The sequence below is a fragment of the Aquimonas sp. genome, assembly GCF_044377145.1.
GTDB lineage: Bacteria > Pseudomonadota > Gammaproteobacteria > Xanthomonadales > Xanthomonadaceae > Aquimonas.
Genome location: NZ_JBILJQ010000004.1, coordinates 1 through 15,348 on the forward strand (window position 1 = coordinate 1; position 15,348 = coordinate 15,348).

19 protein-coding genes and 1 pseudogene are annotated in these 15,348 nt (G+C 64.9%); 4 read left to right on the forward strand and 16 right to left on the reverse strand.

What is annotated here, in order from left to right; genetic code table 11:
• Positions 1-144: 144 nt before the first annotated feature.
• Complete coding sequence (tnpA, locus tag ACIQ7H_RS02375; protein ID WP_395787999.1) at positions 145-333, reverse strand: IS66 family insertion sequence element accessory protein TnpA; 189 nt, start codon at positions 331-333, stop codon at positions 145-147.
• 108 nt (positions 334-441) lie between these two features.
• Here tnpA and ACIQ7H_RS02380 point away from each other — a divergent pair, with 108 nt between their 5' ends.
• Positions 442-1,338 (forward strand): hypothetical protein, encoded by an 897-nt coding sequence (locus ACIQ7H_RS02380; RefSeq protein WP_395788001.1) that lies wholly within the window; start codon positions 442-444, stop codon positions 1,336-1,338.
• Between the two features lie 9 nt (positions 1,339-1,347).
• Here ACIQ7H_RS02380 and ACIQ7H_RS02385 read toward each other — a convergent pair whose 3' ends face one another.
• The 8 genes and pseudogenes from ACIQ7H_RS02385 to ACIQ7H_RS02420 all read right to left on the reverse strand — a co-directional run bounded on the left by ACIQ7H_RS02385 (position 1,348) and on the right by ACIQ7H_RS02420 (position 7,308).
• On the reverse strand, positions 1,348-2,016 hold the full coding sequence (locus ACIQ7H_RS02385) for an RES family NAD+ phosphorylase (RefSeq protein ID WP_395788003.1): 669 nt from the start codon (positions 2,014-2,016) through the stop codon (positions 1,348-1,350).
• Entirely contained in the window at positions 2,013-2,426 is a 414-nt protein-coding gene (locus ACIQ7H_RS02390; RefSeq protein ID WP_395788005.1) for an antitoxin Xre-like helix-turn-helix domain-containing protein, read from the reverse strand. The genes ACIQ7H_RS02385 and ACIQ7H_RS02390 overlap by 4 nt, the downstream gene beginning before the upstream one ends.
• Before the next feature lie 84 nt (positions 2,427-2,510).
• Positions 2,511-3,002, reverse strand: coding sequence for a peptide-methionine (S)-S-oxide reductase MsrA (msrA, locus tag ACIQ7H_RS02395; protein ID WP_395788206.1), 492 nt, complete (start codon positions 3,000-3,002; stop codon positions 2,511-2,513).
• Positions 3,003-3,010: 8 nt separating this feature from the next.
• On the reverse strand, positions 3,011-3,478 hold the full coding sequence (msrB, locus tag ACIQ7H_RS02400; RefSeq protein WP_395788007.1) for a peptide-methionine (R)-S-oxide reductase MsrB: 468 nt from the start codon (positions 3,476-3,478) through the stop codon (positions 3,011-3,013).
• Positions 3,479-3,822: 344 nt separating this feature from the next.
• Positions 3,823-4,737 (reverse strand): annotated as a pseudogene (gene cyoE / locus ACIQ7H_RS02405) (heme o synthase); the annotation flags it as partial.
• A 158-nt stretch (positions 4,738-4,895) separates the two neighbouring features.
• Positions 4,896-6,026 carry a heme A synthase gene (locus ACIQ7H_RS02410; protein ID WP_395788009.1) on the reverse strand — a complete coding sequence of 377 codons (1,131 nt, stop codon included), beginning with the start codon at positions 6,024-6,026 and terminating at the stop codon, positions 4,896-4,898.
• Positions 6,027-6,028: 2 nt separating this feature from the next.
• Positions 6,029-6,577, reverse strand: a complete 549-nt coding sequence (locus tag ACIQ7H_RS02415; protein ID WP_395788011.1) for a hypothetical protein — start codon at positions 6,575-6,577, stop codon at positions 6,029-6,031.
• On the reverse strand, positions 6,574-7,308 hold the full coding sequence (locus ACIQ7H_RS02420; RefSeq protein ID WP_395788013.1) for an SURF1 family protein: 735 nt from the start codon (positions 7,306-7,308) through the stop codon (positions 6,574-6,576). Before ACIQ7H_RS02420 ends, ACIQ7H_RS02415 begins: the two co-directional genes overlap by 4 nt.
• Positions 7,309-7,368: 60 nt before the next feature.
• On the opposite strand from ACIQ7H_RS02420, the gene ACIQ7H_RS02425 reads away from it, so the two are divergent.
• Positions 7,369-7,575: a twin transmembrane helix small protein gene (locus ACIQ7H_RS02425; protein ID WP_395788015.1), complete on the forward strand. Its 207-nt coding sequence runs from the start codon at positions 7,369-7,371 to the stop codon at positions 7,573-7,575.
• 107 nt (positions 7,576-7,682) lie between these two features.
• On the opposite strand, the gene ACIQ7H_RS02430 is transcribed toward ACIQ7H_RS02425, so the two are convergent.
• From ACIQ7H_RS02430 to ACIQ7H_RS02460, 7 genes are all read right to left on the reverse strand, one after another.
• Positions 7,683-8,561, reverse strand: a complete 879-nt coding sequence (locus ACIQ7H_RS02430; protein WP_395788017.1) for a cytochrome c oxidase subunit 3 — start codon at positions 8,559-8,561, stop codon at positions 7,683-7,685.
• A gap of 95 nt (positions 8,562-8,656) precedes the next feature.
• Positions 8,657-9,244, reverse strand: coding sequence for a cytochrome c oxidase assembly protein (locus ACIQ7H_RS02435; protein ID WP_395788019.1), 588 nt, complete (start codon positions 9,242-9,244; stop codon positions 8,657-8,659).
• The gene (locus ACIQ7H_RS02440; RefSeq protein WP_395788021.1) at positions 9,241-9,375 is read right to left on the reverse strand and encodes a hypothetical protein; all 135 of its coding nucleotides are present in this window, start codon (positions 9,373-9,375) and stop codon (positions 9,241-9,243) included. Before ACIQ7H_RS02440 ends, ACIQ7H_RS02435 begins: the two co-directional genes overlap by 4 nt.
• A 51-nt stretch (positions 9,376-9,426) precedes the next feature.
• A complete protein-coding gene (ctaD, locus tag ACIQ7H_RS02445; RefSeq protein ID WP_395788023.1) occupies positions 9,427-11,046 on the reverse strand; it encodes a cytochrome c oxidase subunit I in 1,620 nt (539 codons plus the stop codon).
• Between the two features lie 17 nt (positions 11,047-11,063).
• Positions 11,064-11,969 (reverse strand): cytochrome c oxidase subunit II, encoded by a 906-nt coding sequence (gene coxB / locus ACIQ7H_RS02450; protein ID WP_395788208.1) that lies wholly within the window; start codon positions 11,967-11,969, stop codon positions 11,064-11,066.
• Positions 11,970-11,971: 2 nt separating this feature from the next.
• Positions 11,972-12,463: a DUF2244 domain-containing protein gene (locus ACIQ7H_RS02455; protein ID WP_395788025.1), complete on the reverse strand. Its 492-nt coding sequence runs from the start codon at positions 12,461-12,463 to the stop codon at positions 11,972-11,974.
• A gap of 236 nt (positions 12,464-12,699) precedes the next feature.
• Positions 12,700-13,572: a YbaY family lipoprotein gene (locus ACIQ7H_RS02460; RefSeq protein WP_395788027.1), complete on the reverse strand. Its 873-nt coding sequence runs from the start codon at positions 13,570-13,572 to the stop codon at positions 12,700-12,702.
• A gap of 114 nt (positions 13,573-13,686) precedes the next feature.
• On the opposite strand from ACIQ7H_RS02460, the gene ACIQ7H_RS02465 reads away from it, so the two are divergent.
• Together ACIQ7H_RS02465 and ACIQ7H_RS02470 are read left to right on the forward strand one after the other, a co-directional pair.
• Entirely contained in the window at positions 13,687-14,580 is an 894-nt protein-coding gene (locus ACIQ7H_RS02465; RefSeq protein WP_395788029.1) for an SLC13 family permease, read from the forward strand.
• Positions 14,565-15,326: a YdiY family protein gene (locus ACIQ7H_RS02470; RefSeq protein ID WP_395788031.1), complete on the forward strand. Its 762-nt coding sequence runs from the start codon at positions 14,565-14,567 to the stop codon at positions 15,324-15,326. The genes ACIQ7H_RS02465 and ACIQ7H_RS02470 overlap by 16 nt, the downstream gene beginning before the upstream one ends.
• Positions 15,327-15,348 lie beyond the last annotated feature (22 nt).

The following is a 15,348-nucleotide window of genomic DNA, read 5'->3' on the forward strand; positions in this document are numbered from 1 at the left end:
GCGAGCCGCTGCGGTTGCGGAAGACGTACCCCACTGAACCCGAGGCCACGCCGCCGCTCCGCTGCACCCACACCAGCAGCCGATCCATGCCGCAGCGCAGATCGATCGGCTCGACCGCGAGAAACCACTGCGAAGGCAGACGCATCAGCCGTCTCTCCGCTGGATCGGCAACAACCGCAGCGGTGCCAACTCGCGCATCCACATCCGCCGCCGCCAAGCAGCGAACTCCCGCCGACGGATGCCCCACATCCGGCAGTACGCCGCCTGGCTCAACCCACTCCGCACCTGCGAGCGCACATGCGCCCGCCATCGCCGCACCTCCGAACACGCCATCGACCGGTCCTCCGTTGGGGAAACCGGAGACGGTCGGGAGAATCAGGTAAGGAAGGTAGGTGAGGTGGGCGGACGCTTACGGCCGACCTCGATCGCCACTGGCATGACGTGCAGGCGCCGGAACACGCCTGGCTGGGCGCGATGGCGGCGATCGTCTCGGCCTGGTGCGCGTATGCGGGGCGCGACGCTTCAGGCGCACGGCGGATCCTGCATGCCGCCAGCGTCGAGCCGCGCTGGGCACTGCTGTTCGAACATCACCCGCGGGTACGCAGCGAGTACGCCAATCTGCAGGCCCTGCTGCAGCGCGCGACCGCGCTGCGCGAGGACCTCGCGATGAGCGAGCGCGAGCAGGCCGCGTCGGCCTCCTTGCTGCAGTATCAGCGCGCCCTGCAGCAGGCCAGCGAAGCCGAGCTGTTCGATGCAGCAGCATCGGCCGCCAGCAACCTCGGCTGGTCGCTGTGGCTGTTCCAGCGCTGCGGACTACGTCCGCTGAATGCACCGGCCGGCCCGCCGCTGCAGTGGATCGCCCTGGCCACCAGCCTCAGCCGCCAGTACGGCGCAGGCGGCAGCAGCTGGAACACCATCTACCTGCTGCGGATGGTGCGCGAAGGTGGGCCGGAGGCAGTGCGTCCACGCCTGGACGAGTTCCGCCGCTGGCCGGTGCTCAGCCCCACGCGCTTCCGCAGCCTGATCGCGCCGGTGCTGGCGCCGCTGCAGCACGCCAGCTGGCGCGAGCTCGCCGCGGCCGAACTCGCCAACGTCGATGCCGGGCGGCAGCAGGTCGATGCGCTGCAGCGCACGAACCTTCTGCTTGAAGCCGCCTGGTACTCCGCCCACGCCGGCGATGTGATCGCAGCCGAACAATCCGCCGAGCGTCTTCGCCGTCGACTGCGCGAACTGCAGCCGGTCGATCGCGGCTTCTTTCGCGATGCCCTGCGCAAGCTGCCCGAACTCACCGAAGCGCGACCGCAGCATTGCCGTGGTCGAAGCAGGTCGAGCGACTGAAACGCCAAATCAGCTGGCTTTGACAAAGGCCTCGATCGCGCGCCCGTCCCAGCGATACAGCAGATGCGGGCCCTGCCTCACCGGACTGATCAGGTCGGGGTAGAACAGCGCCACACACTGGCCGCCCGCCCTGCGCACGCTGTCGAACACGATGCCGTCGCTGCCGGCCGCACGCAGTTCGGTGGCGAAGCGCTGGCTGGCGACATAGCTGTCGGGGGCGTGCAGCTCCGGCCAGCCGCCGCGCAGATCGTGCAGATCAGCGCGCACATTGCCGGTGTAGCAGCGCATTTCCAGATCGATCGGCGGCTCGTTCGAGGCGCGCAGAAAGCGCTGGCGGTGGTAGACGGTTTCGGCAATGGCGGTGGGCAGTTCGCGCGCTGCGTAGTAGGCGCCGAACGCCGCCGTTGCGAAGCGCGAGCCGTCCGGTGGCACATGGGTGAAGGCGCTCATGATCGGTGTGCTGCCCGGCCCACTGATGCGCCGCGCGGGCGGTACCCGCTGCAGGTGGCCGAGCTGCTCGCGTACGCGATCGTTGGTGAGGCTTTCGAGCTCGAACACGGCCTCAAGATCTGCTGGCGCGGCCACGCTATCGAACAGGCCACGCGGCGGAAAAATCGACGGCACGATGCGGTAGCTCGGCCGCCACACCACCGCGTCCTGACGCGGCAGCAGGCTCAACCGCCGCGCTCCGCATCCAGGTACTGACGCACCGCATAGAGGTCGGCCACCTGGCCGCCGAGCATGCGCTGCAGCGGTGTCTGCCCATTGAACACCGGCGCGCTGTTCGGCCGCCCCGGCCAGGCGTCGGCGCGCTCGGCCACCGGCAGCAGAATCTGCAGGGCCTTGTAGATGCCCAGCAGATAGCTCAGGCGCTCGATCAGATCATGCGAGACCACACCGATCTCGCCGCGTTTCCAACGGAAGAAGGTCGAGCGCGCCGGCGAGCCCAGCAACACCTGCTCCTGCGCAGTGTCCAGCCCCCAGCGCTTGGCGATGTTGAAGAAGGTCCGCAGACCCGGCCCCGCCAGCTCACTGGGCGCTTCCAGAACGGCAGGACGGGGCTGAGGCAAAGAACTGGCGGCGCGCATGATTTAGTACCAATCGGGACTTGGTTCTTACAATGCTGCCGATTGGGAGTTAAAGCAAGTGGGTGGATGTGAGCAATGCATGCACTACCTATCCACCACCCACTGCGGCCGCACCCAATGGCAGGTGTAGCCGGTCGGGTACTTCTGCAGGTAGTCCTGATGCTCGGGCTCGGCCTCCCAGAAGGCGCCTGCGGGTTCGACTTCGGTGACGACTTTGCCTGGCCAGCGGCCGGATGCATCGACGGCGGCGATGGTCTCCAGCGCGATCTGCCGCTGGCGTTCGTCCAATGGATAGATAGCAGATCGATAGCTGGGCCCGCGGTCGTTGCCCTGGCGGTTGGGGGTGCTCGGGTCGTGGATCTGGAAGAAGAACTCCAGCAGTTGGCGATAGCTGAAGACGCTCCGGTCGAAAACGATCTCGATGCCCTCGGCGTGGCTACCGTGGTTGCGATAGGTGGCGTTGGGCACATCGCCGCCGGTGTAGCCGACGCGGGTGCGCCGCACGCCGGGCAGCGCGCGGATCAGCTCCTGCATGCCCCAGAAGCAGCCGCCGGCGAGCACGGCGGTTTCAGTGATGGTGTCGGTCACGGGGTTGATTCCTTTTCAAGCGCCAGCGCGTTGATGCAGTAGCGCAGGCCGGTCGGTGGCGGGCCATCGGGAAACACGTGGCCGAGGTGACCATCGCAAACCGCGCACAGGGTTTCGATGCGCTGCATGCCATGGCTGAGATCTTCCACATAGGCGACCACACCCTCGACGACCGGCGCGGTGAAGCTGGGCCAGCCCGAATGGCTTTCGAATTTTGTGGTGGCATCGAACAACACGGTGCCGCAGCCCGCACAGGCGTAGAGACCCGGCTCGAACAGCCCGCACATGCCGGAGCTGAAGGCGCGCTCGGTGCCGTGCTGGCGCAGCACGCGGAACTGGTCGGGGTTCAGCCGCGACTGCCACTCGACGGCGCTCAGGTCCACACGGCCGGGCGGCGGCGGATTGCCTTGGCGCGCCCAGTGCAGCACGTCGTTCCAGTTCGGTGATGTCGGTTTTGAGCTCATGACGGGACCTTGAGGTTCGAACGGCAATTCGGGATCGGCCCAGTAGGCCAACGCGGGCGACAGTGTGCCGCGGCTGTCGTGCACACAGCGACATGCTGATTCAGGGTGCCTGCGCAGGACCAGAGATGATGAACGGCGCTCGGCTCGGCACTGCCTGGCTCAGATCGGAAACACGCCGGCGGTTTTCAGCCTGAAAGCAACCGGCACCCGCATGCGTGGAGCGACCGAGCCAAAGCTTGATTGCAGCGATAACCTAGCGTGGTGCGGCGGTCCATTGGCGACCTCAGCTGGCCGCGGGGCCGCTTCAATGAGCGAGCATGCTCTGCGCAGGCTCAGCAGTGGGGCTAGCCCGCCACCGGCTCGAAATAGAGCGCATTCGCCACGGCCGGCGCCGGCTCGATGTAGTGGTCGACGAGCAGAAAGGCGAACAGCGCCATCAGGTAGATGATCGAGTAGTTGAACACCTCCATTGCGAAGCGCTCGTTCGGCGGCCGCATCAGGCGCAGGGCGTAGTAGAGGAACACGCCGTTCAGCACCAGCGCGCCACCCAGATAGAAGCTGCCGCACATGCCGGTCACCCAAGGCAGCAGGGTGGCCGCAATAAGCAGCAGGGTGTAGAGCAGCACCTGCATGCGGGTGTATTCGACGCCGTGGGTCACCGGCAGCATCGGTATGCCGGCGCGGGCATAGTCGTCGCGGCGGAAGATCGCCAGCGCCCAGAAGTGCGGCGGGGTCCAGATGAAGATGATCAGGAACAGCAACAGGGCGTAGGGATGCACCTCTCCGGTAGCCGCCGCCCAGCCCAGCACGGGCGGCGCAGCACCCGCGGCGCCGCCGATGACGATGTTCTGCGGCGTCGCCCGCTTGAGGTACGCGGTGTAGACCACGGCGTAGCCGATCAGCGAGGCGAAGGTCAGCACGGCGGTCAACACATTGACCAGCAGGCCGAGGATCAGCATCGAAGCGCCGCCCAGTACGACCGCGAACACCAGCACCTGCCAGCCAACCAGTTCACCCGACGGCAGCGGACGATGCTGGGTCCGCGCCATGATCGCATCGATGCGCTGGTCGATCAGATGGTTGATGGCCGCCGCCGATGCAGCCGCCAGCCAGATGCCGAGGTTGCCGAACACCAGCGCCTGCCACGGCGGCAATCCAGGCGAGGACAGCAGCATGCCAACCAGGGCGGTGAATACGATCAGTGCCACGACCTTGGGCTTGGTCAGCGGCCAGTACTGGCGAAAAGTGGAGGTCATAGTCTCGAAGCGTGAGGCCCGGACGCCGAGGCTGCAAGCCGCGACGCGCGAACGGTTGAATCAGATGGGAGGCTCGTGGTCACCGATTCACGATCGGCCGCGGTTTCCGGATACCGCGTGCCCCAATGAGGCCTGCGGCTCCAGGCCTCGGAGGCGCACCACTACGAGGAGCGCGGTCGCAGGCGCGCCAGCAGGCCCACCAGCAAGAACAACAGGATGGCTGCGACCGCATTGTGGGCGGTGGCGATCGGCAGCGGCAGGCCTCCCACCACGTTGCTGATGCCAAGAAAAACCTGCACACCCAGCACCACGCCGATGCCCCAGCCGTAGTGGACCATGCCGATGCTGATCAGGCGCCGCGCCAGGAACAGCACATGGCCGACCACGACGAGCGCAAACATGCGATGCATCATCTGGATCGCGGTGCGGGCGTCGGGATCCAGCACGCCACCTTCATAGTCGACACCGATTCCGCGCCACAGCACCAGCGCCTGTTCGAAGTCCATGTCCGGCCACCATTGACCGAGGCAGGTCGGGAAATCGACCCCACAGGCCAGTGCCGCATAGTTGGCTGAGACCCAGCCGCCCAGCGCGATCTGGATCGCGACCAGCACGATCGCCACGATCAGCATCGGCTTAAGGCGTACGCCGGAGGGCTCGATCAAAGCCGCGTTCGGTGCCGCGCGCATCGCCATCCAGGTCAGCAGACAGAACATCGTCATGCCGCCCAGAAGATGCGCCATCACCACGATGGGTTTCAGCAGCCAAGTGACCGTCCATAAGCCGAGCATGGCCTGGAAGATGATGAATGCCAGGGTGAAGGTGGCGATGCGCGCGAAGTCGGTATTGGACCAGCGCCAGGCGGCAGCCAGCAGCATGGCCTCGGCGATGAAGACCAGTACCGAGGAAGCGACGTACTGCTCGCGCATGTACAGCGGAATTGCCAGGGCGACCATCGCGCTGGCGCTGAAGATGATCGTCCAGCCATGGCGGCGACCGCGAGTCGCAAGTGCAGCCAAGGCCAGCACCAGCACGCCCAGCAGAGCGGCGATGTGCCGGTGGAACTGCTCGCGCCAAGCCTTTACAACCTCAACCGGTCGCTCTGGAAAGGCGACATTGGCGGCGGCGATGGTGTGCTCGTGTTTGGGCCAGGTCAGCTTGCCGTAGCACACCGGCCAATCCGGGCAGCCGAGGCCAGCATGGGACAAGCGCACGAAGGCGCCGAAAGCGATTACACACAGCGTGAGCGCGAGCGCGATCCAGGCGAGTTTGTGAAAATTGCGATGGGGCATGACTACTTCACCAGTCGGTCGATATCGCGGCGCATACGGCTGGGGTCGAAGCCCGCCGCATAGCTCACGACGAGAAATCCGTTGTGGTCGATCAGTACCGCGGCCACGCCGTCACCTGCCGTGCCCTGCACCGGCACCTGTGCGCGCAGCGCCGGGGGGAGTTCGATCTCGCGGAGCCCGCCGAAACGCTCCAGGCCCTGCGGCCAGGCGCCGGGCCAGAGGACATCAAGCTTCTCGGCGCGGCGGCCTTCCGACACCCACAGTCGATGCAGCACATCGGCCTGGTCTCGGCACTGCTCCTCGCAGGACTCCGGCGGCAGGACCAGCAGGTGCCAGCGGCGGCCTTCGGGGTCAAACGGATAGGCTGCCCCATCCAAGGTCTTGAGCGGAATCGCGCTCCAGTCCTGCGGCGGCTGCACCAGGGTGCCGTAGTTGCGGGTCTGGCCCGGCTGCCAGCCGCCGAAGCGCATCACCACGGCGGCGACGAAGGGGGTGCCGAACATCAACACTACAAGAACGAGCAGCAGGCGCGAGCGTTGTTGCGGGTTCATCCGCGACTCCGGAAATACAGCAGAAAGGTGATGAAGAACGCCGCCAGACTCAGGCCGGCCCACTGCAGGGCGTAGCCTCGGTGGCGCTCGGGCGGCAGTGTATTCGGCAGCACGTCCAGATCGCGCGCATGGCCGATGGCGATCGCGGGATCAAGCCGGAGCAGACGCGGGCGAATCGCCACTCCAAGCTGCGCGCCGAGTTCAACGGTATCGAGGTAGTTGAGCAGGGCCGTGCCCACGCCCGCCGGAGGATTCTGCCCCAGCCGCAGCCCTTGACCGGGTAACGGCGTCAGTAGTCCGGTAGCATCCAGCTCAGCGGGCAAAGCCGGCAGACTCGGCAGGCTGCGATCCGGCGGCAACAACAGCCAGCCCATGTCCACCAGCAGCCAGGCAGCGTCGTCCTCAACAACAGGCAGCGGCCGTGCGAGTGCGTACTCGCGCACACCGACGCGGCCTTCGCGCTGTTGGTTGTCGAGCAGCAATCGCGGGCCGGCGCGCAGCTCGAGCTGCCCCGCAACGGCGACGGCAAGCTCAGCCGATCCAGGATCGGCCAGCGTTTGCGCGATCGGCCGCGCCGGCGCATCGCGCGCAGCCTCAACCTGCGCCAGCCAGCCTTCCTTGAACTCGCCACGTCCGTATTGCCAGGTCGCGAGTGTGGCGAACAGCGCGCACAGCAGCAGTCCACTGACGGCCAGCAGATGACGCAACAGCGAGGCTCGCAGCGTTCTCACGCTGAGCTTCCAAACTGCGGTGCGATAATCGGGGCCATCATCTCGCGGGTACTCGCCACCATGGAAAAGCTGCTGATCGTCGCCTTCCTCGCCCTGATCCTCTACAACCTGGGCGCGGGGCTGTACTACATGATTTCCGACCGCGGCACCACGCACCGCACGGTGAACGCGCTGACTCGGCGAATCGGTTTCTCGGTCTTGCTGATCGTGCTGGTGCTGGTCGGCATCGCCACCGGGGTGATCAAGCCGCACGGCATCGGCGGCTGACTGTTCGGGTTGCACTTGCTCATCCGCAACGATGAACAGACCCAGTGGCAAAAACAAAGGGGGCCGGCGAGCGCCGACCCCCTTTCAGTTTGGCGCGTCGCTGCGTGTCAGAGCACGTAGACGAACAGGAACAGGATGAGCCACACCACGTCAACGAAGTGCCAGTACCAAGCCACAGCTTCAAACGCGAAGTGGTTGTCCTTGGTGAAGTGACCTTTCATGACGCGGAAGAACATCACCGCCAGCATGATCGCGCCGAGGGTAACGTGCATGCCGTGGAAGCCGGTCAACATGAAGAAGGTCGAACCGTAAATGCCCGAGCTGAGCTTCAAATTCAGATCGCCGTAAGCGTGCGCGTACTCGTAGATCTGGAAGTACATGAACACTGCGCCCAGTAGCACGGTGGCGGCCAGCCAGATCATGATCTGACCGCGATGGCCGGCTTTGAGCGCGTGGTGAGCGATGGTCAGGGTCACACCGGAGGCCAGCAGCAGCAACGTATTCAGCAGCGGGATGCCCCAGGCGGGGATGGTCTGGAAGCTGCCGTTGAGATCACTCGGGCCATTGGTCGGCCAAGCGGCGTCGAAGCTGCTCCACAGGAACTCATGCGTAGCAGCACCTGCGCCCTCGCCGCCCAGCCACGGCACCGAAAAAGTGCGTGCGTAGAAGAGCGCACCGAAGAAGGCGGCGAAAAACATCACCTCTGAAAAGATGAACCAGACCATGCCCATGCGGAAGCTGCGGTCGACCTGGGCGTTGAACTTGCCCGCGACCGACTCGGATATCACATCGGCAAACCAGCCGCTGAGCATAAACAGCACGATCGCAAGACCGGCATAGAACACCCACATGCCCCAGTCGGCACCGTCCATCCAGCTGGCGACACCCAGCATGGTGATGAACAGGCCAATCGCACCCACGATGGGCCATGGGCTGCTGTGAGGGACGTAGTAGACGTTGGCGTCGTCGGCGTGGGTGGTGGCCATGAGCTTTCCCGGTGAACGTAAGGTCGAGATTCTAGCAAGCCGAAGTCAGAGGTTCGCGCGCGCGAGGCGAACTGCAGACTGATTCCGGCAGCAAATCAATGGGCGCCGCCATGAGCCGCGATGCGGGCGGTGGCGTGCTCATTGTTGAAGAAGGTGTAGGACAAGGTCAGCGTGGTGATTTCCGGCGGTAACGCAGGATCCACCACGAAGCGCACCGGCATAGGCCGCTCCTCGCCCGGGTTCAAAAGTTGCTCGGTGAAGCAGAAGCACTCGGTTTTGTTGAAGAAGATCGACGCGCGCGCCGGCGCAACGCTCGGGACTGCCTGACCGACGATGGCCTGTTCGTCCATGTTGCGGGCGTGGAACATGGCCTCGTACATCTTGCCCGGGTGGACCTGCATCTGCAGCTGGTCGGAACGGAACTGCCAGTTGAGCTGCGAGTTGACGCCAGTGTCGAACTCCACCGTCACCAGCCGCGACTCGTCCACTGCATAGCTGGCGACCACGGTCTCGCCGGTCGCAGTCTGTTCCAGCTTGATGCCGAAGACTTTTTCGCAGGCAATCCGGTACAGCGGCACCAGCGAGAACGCGAACAGAAACGCCATCCCACAGGCCAGCGCCGCGCGCCCCAACAGCTTTCGCGTCTCAAGACGGCTGGTGCCGGCGGACTCGTTCGCGCTCATCGACCGATAACTCCCGACATCACGAAGGCTGCATACACGGCAAAGGCGATCAGACCGATCAGCAGTGCCGTGCGCTTGGCTGCGCTGCGCTGCGCCGGGGTAACGTTTGCGGGAACTTCGGGGCGCTTCATTTGAACTCCACAGCGGCCAGAGGCAAGCCTCTGGCCGCTGTCAGTGCGTGATCAATGCGAGGTGTCGCCGTGGGCGAGCTTACTGTCGTCGATCACCGGCGGAATGCTGAAGGTATGGTGCGGAGCAGGGCTGGGCACGGTCCATTCCAGACCCTTGGCGCTCTCCCACACCCCAGCGGTCGCCTTCTGTCCACCGCGTGCGCAGCTCCACACGATGTAGACGAACAGCAATTGGGAGATACCGAAGCCGAAGCCGCCGATGCTGCTGATCATGTTGAAGTCGGCGAACGCGACGTTGTAGTCGGGTATACGCCGCGGCATGCCCGCCAGGCCAAGGAAATGCTGCGGGAAGAACAGCACGTTGACGAAGATCGTCGACAGCCAGAAGTGCCACTTGCCGAGGGCCTCGTTGTACATGTGGCCCGTCCACTTCGGCAGCCAGTAGTACACCGCCGCCATGATCGAGAAGATCGCGCCGGTCACCAGCACGTAGTGGAAGTGGGCCACCACGAAGTAGGTGTCGTGGTACTGGAAGTCGGCCGGGACAATAGCCAGCATCAGGCCGGAAAAACCACCGATGGTAAACATGATCACAAAGCCGATCGCGAACAGCATCGGGGTCTCGAAGGTCATCGAGCCCTTCCACATCGTCGACACCCAGTTGAAGACTTTCACGCCGGTCGGGATCGCGATCAGCATGGTCGCGTACATGAAGAACAGCTGGCCGCCGAGCGGCATGCCAACCGTGAACATGTGATGCGCCCACACGATGAAGCTCAGGAAGGCGATCGAAGCAGTCGCGTAGACCATGGCCTGGTAGCCGAACAGCGGCTTGCGGGCGAAGGTGGGGATGATCTCCGAAACGATGCCGAAGGCCGGGAGGATCATGATGTAGACCTCCGGATGGCCGAAGAACCAGAAGATGTGTTGGTACATCACCGGGTCACCGCCACCGGCCGCATTGAAGAAGGCCGTGCCGAAGAACTTGTCGGTCAGCAGCATGGTGACCGCACCCGCCAGAACCGGCATCACCGCGATCAGCAGGAAGGCGGTGATCAGCCAGGTCCACACGAACACCGGCATCTTCAGCAGATCCATGCCCGGGGCGCGCATGTTCAGAATGGTGGCGATGATGTTGATCGCACCCATGATCGAAGACAGCCCCATCAGGTGGATCGCGAAGATCGTGAACCCGACATTGGTACCGCCCTGCAGGGACAGCGGCGGGTACAGGGTCCATCCACCGGCAGGACCACCGCCCGGCAGCACCAGCGGGATCAGCAGCAGGGTGAACGCGAACGGCATGATCCAGAACGACCAATTGTTCATGCGCGGCAGGGCCATGTCCGGCGCGCCAATCATCAGCGGCACCATCCAGTTGGCCAGGCCGACAAAGGCCGGCATCACCGCGCCGAAGATCATCACCAGCGCGTGCATGGTGGTCATCTGGTTGAAGAACTCAGGTGCTACCAGCTGAAGGCCGGGCTGAAACAGCTCGGCGCGGATCACCAGCGCCATCGCGCCGCCGATCAGGAACATCACCAGCGAGAACACCAGATACAGGGTGCCGATGTCCTTGTGGTTGGTGGTCAGAACCCAGCGTTGGAAGAAGCCGGTCGGCTTGTGATCGTGACTGTGGTCGTCGTGGTGCGCTGCACTCGAAGTGGCCATGGTGTCCTGACTCCCGCTCAAAGCTTGGCCGCGGCGGCAGGAGCCGTCGCGGGATCGATCTGCGCCACTCGCGTGGCCTCGGCGCCGCTGGCCTGCTCGGCGGCCAGCCAGCTCTCAAACTCGGAAGGCGGCACAGCCTTCACCACGATCGGCATGAAGCCGTGGTCCTTGCCGCACAGCTCCGCGCACTGGCCGCGATACACGCCTGGTTCGTTGATGCGGGTCCAGTTCTCGTTGACCACGCCGGGGATGGCGTCCTGCTTCCAGCCGAACGCCGGCACCCACCAGCTGTGGATCACATCGTCTGCGGTGATGATGAAGCGGACCTTGGTGTCAGTCGGCAGAACCAGCGGCCGATCGACATCGAGCAGGTAGACGTTGTTGCCTTCAGCGTCGACCACTTCGTTTGGCGAGTTGACCGCGCTCTGTTGGCGAGCCGCGTCGCTGCCGCGATCAATCCGGCTGACGAAGTTCACGCCACCGGGCTGACCCTTGTAACTGACGATCTCGTAACGCCACATCCACTGGTAGCCGGTGATCTTCACCGTCATCTCGGAGCCGGTCACGTCTTCCATCCGGAACATGGTCTTGGTGGCCGGCCAGGCAACGGCGATCAGGATCAGGATCGGGATGACCGTCCAGATGATCTCCGCGGTGGTGTTGTGGCTCCAGGTCGCGGCCTTGGCGCCCTTCGATTTGCGGAACTTGAACATCGCAACGGCCATCGCGCCGAACACGAGGATGCCGATGACCACGCAGATCCACAGCGTGATCATGTGCAGGTGGTAGACCTCGGCCGATGTATCGGTGACGCCGGTGGTCATGTTGAGCTGCCACCGCTCGGGGTTGGCAAACGCCAGCGCCGAGAACACCAGGGCGACGAGGCCCAGTCCCAGTTGGCTCCAATGGACACGCTTCATCAGCATCACCCTCTATCCGAAATCCTGTAACTGCCTTGATCACGCGCCAGTTTCAGCCCGTGCTCCAATTCGTTGCGGAGCCGTTCGCGCTCGGACTCGCCGAGGAACTCTCCCACCCTCACCCGCCGGCCGTGGCTGGCGAGATAAAGCATCCCCTGCGCCAGCTCCACCCGCACCCAGCGAGGGTGCTCATCCAGAGCCGCCACCAGCTCTGGCAAGCGGTTGACCGAAACCCGTTCGGGCCCAACCTGGATGACTTCAGCGCGCTCGGCGCGCCGCCAGACCAACCAGAACACCAGCGCAAGCACCAGCACATCAAAAACCGCGAACAGCGGTGCGAACACATTGCCACCCAGCCAACTGAAACCCGTCACCAGCAGCGCCGTCAGCAGCACCAGCGCGAAGAACAGGCGCATGTGCGGAATGCTCAACGAGCGATTGGGCCGCAGCACCCAGTGCTGACCCAATCCGTCGACACAGGCGTCCGACTCGATCACCCGGCGGCTCCCATTCCGGCGCGCGCGCCATACGGCAGCGCTGCAGCCCGCGAATGATAGGGCCAGCACGCACAGCCAGCAATCGAGAACGGTGTGATCGCCATTGCCGAAGCTTGCCCGCTGCTACGTGCAAGCCGCGCCAAGCGCGGGTGAAAAGGCAGTGTTGCAGACCGACATGAAGGCCTCGGGCCGCTGCAGCCGATCTCGGCGCAGCGGCCCGCAGCCTTCGGATTGCCTCAGTTGCCGCGCGAAGCCAGACTCATGACCTCGGCAGCCTGGGCGCGCAGGCGCTCAGCCTCATCTGCCTCGATGACTGCACCGCGCTCACCTTCATTGAGAATCAGCTCACCAGCAGCATTCCAGCCCAGCCAGCTGCTGCGGCCACGCTGCTCGCGCACGATGACCCAGGGCTTGCCGTCCTGGAAGGCGTAGCGAAAGCTGGCGCTGCCGGCGTCGCCGTAGTCGACCTGCTCGCGCGCAAAGCGCACCTTGCCGCCCGCAATGAAGGCATCCCAGCCGACGGTGACATCGTCATTCATGCGCTCGCCGGTCACGCGCTGGAAGCCACCGATGCTGCGCTCCAAGGCGCCGAACTCCTGCTTCATCTTTTCGGTCGGCGCGATCTGCGTATCGGCCTGCCCACCGCCACGCACCAGCTCAAGGCTGACGCGATCGGCATTGCCCTGGGTCAGGACCGGGGTGGGCGCGGCACTGGAGTACAGCGGCACGTTCTCGATGACGAGCGCAGCCAGCACGGCGTATCGACCTTCGGCGCTGATCTTGGCCGGGTCGTAGGGCAGCGAGAACTTCGCCGGCAGCAGGCTCGGTGCCGGGCTGCTCAGCTCGGCCACCACCGGCGGGACCTGCGAGGGATCGGTGACATCAAGCAGGCGCACTGACAGCTGGAAGCCCGGTGGCAGTTCGGCCAAGCCTGCTACCGTCAGCTCTCCCGTCACTGCGGTCGAGAACTGCGGAGTCGACGGCTGCACAGCGGCAGCGCTGGACGCCTGGGTCGGCGCAGGCGCCGCGGCCGGGGCTGGGGCATCCTGCGCACCACAGGCTGCGAGCAGGACAAGGGCGATGGCGGCAGGGATCAGCTTGAGTTGCATGTACCACTCCTGGGGAATTGGAAGTCCCCGATCCTTGAGAATCGGGTTGTCGGATGGATCGCAGGCGCGACGCACGCCGCGGCGTGTGCACCGCGCGCCTGCGCCAAGCACGCCGTGGACAGATCAGCCGCGCAGCGTAAACCGTTTGAAGTGCGAGGCAAAGTGAATCAGCTCGCCCTTCGAACCGCGATCTGCGCGCTTTGCACGCTCACGGCTCACGGCTCGCTGGCGCTTCAGCGCGTTCGCCGCTCGAAGCCGCGCGGGCGAAACGTCCGGCGGCCCTTCAGCATCACCGAATCACCCGGCCGCCGTGAAAAGCAAGCGCCATACCGCAGCCTGGCCGTCTGCCGTGGCCAAGCTGTCGGCGGCGCCCGCCCCCGCAGGACCCAAGGCGCGATCCTCCGCTGCATCGATCTGGCGCTGTTCCGCTGCCCGGCGCACGACGAGGCCTACAAGGCCGTGGACGGGCGGGTGATCATGCTGCTGGCCGGCGTGCTGCCGATGTGGAATGCATTGCAGACCCCCGGCGCGTTTGGATTCCTGGTCGACCGCATGCTGGATGCCATCGGCGGCTGGGGCCCGCTCGCCGTAGTGGTCACCATGTTCCTGCTCACGGCGACCCCGACAGCGTTGGTGAACAACAATGCCTCGGCGGAGCTGTTGACACCAATCGCGGCGGCGGCAGCGCAGTCGATAGACGCCAAGCCCGCTGCATTTCTGGTCGCCGTCGCCTTCGCCGCTTCGACCGGCTTCGCCACACCGGTGGGCTATCGGACCCACACCATGGTCGGCAGCGCCAGCGGCTATCAATTCATGGCCTTCGCCAAAAGTCAGCGTGCCGCCCAACCTGCTGTTCCGGGCATTTGCGGTGGCGCTTGTTCCGATCATCTGGCCCCTGTGAGGGCCGAATTCACGTGCAATTCAAGCGTGGGACACCAGTCTGCGGGCCGCCCTTGCTACCACCATCCACTGCTCGAACCACGAGGTACACCATGCGTTGCACGTTGACCGCTGTTGCTCTGATCGCCCTTGTCCCAGTCGCCGCTGCCCTGCCCGGCCTTGCACGCGCCGACGGCTGGACCGGCACCGGCGAGCTCGGCCTCGCTGCCGCGCGCGGCAATGCCCGCTCTGAGAATCTCAACGCCAAGCTCGACTTCATCAACGAGGACGAGCGCTGGAAGCACATGTTCGGGCTGAGTGTGCTGCGCGCCAAAGGGGAGCTGACCGGTGATTTCGATGGCGACGGCGTGGTGGAGGAGCGCTTCGAGCTGACCGCCAACCGCTGGTCGATGGGGGCTTCGAGCGCACTGAAGATGAACGAGCGCGCCTCGTGGATCAGCGCGCTGCGCCATGAACGCGATGACTTCGGCACCTATGAGAGCCAGAGCACCTTCGCACTCGGCTTCGGCTACACCTTCTACGACCGTGAAACCGGCCGCCTGCATGCAGAAGTCGGCCCCGGCTACCGTCGCGCCAAGCTGTTCACCGGCGCAACGGAAAGCAGCGCCATCGTGCGCGGCCTGCTGGAGGCCAGCCAACAGCTCACCGACAACACCAAGCTCAGCAACACCCTGCTGATCGAGAGCGGCGAAGACAACACCTTCGCCCAGAACGACCTCGGCGTTGCGGTCTCCATGAACGAACGCATGGCGCTGAAGGTCGGCCTGCAGGTTCGCTACAACAGCGAGACCAGCCCGGGTGCGAAGAGCACTGATCTGCTCACCACCATCAACCTGGTCTACAGCTTCCAGTGATGCTGCATGACCGGGGCACTCG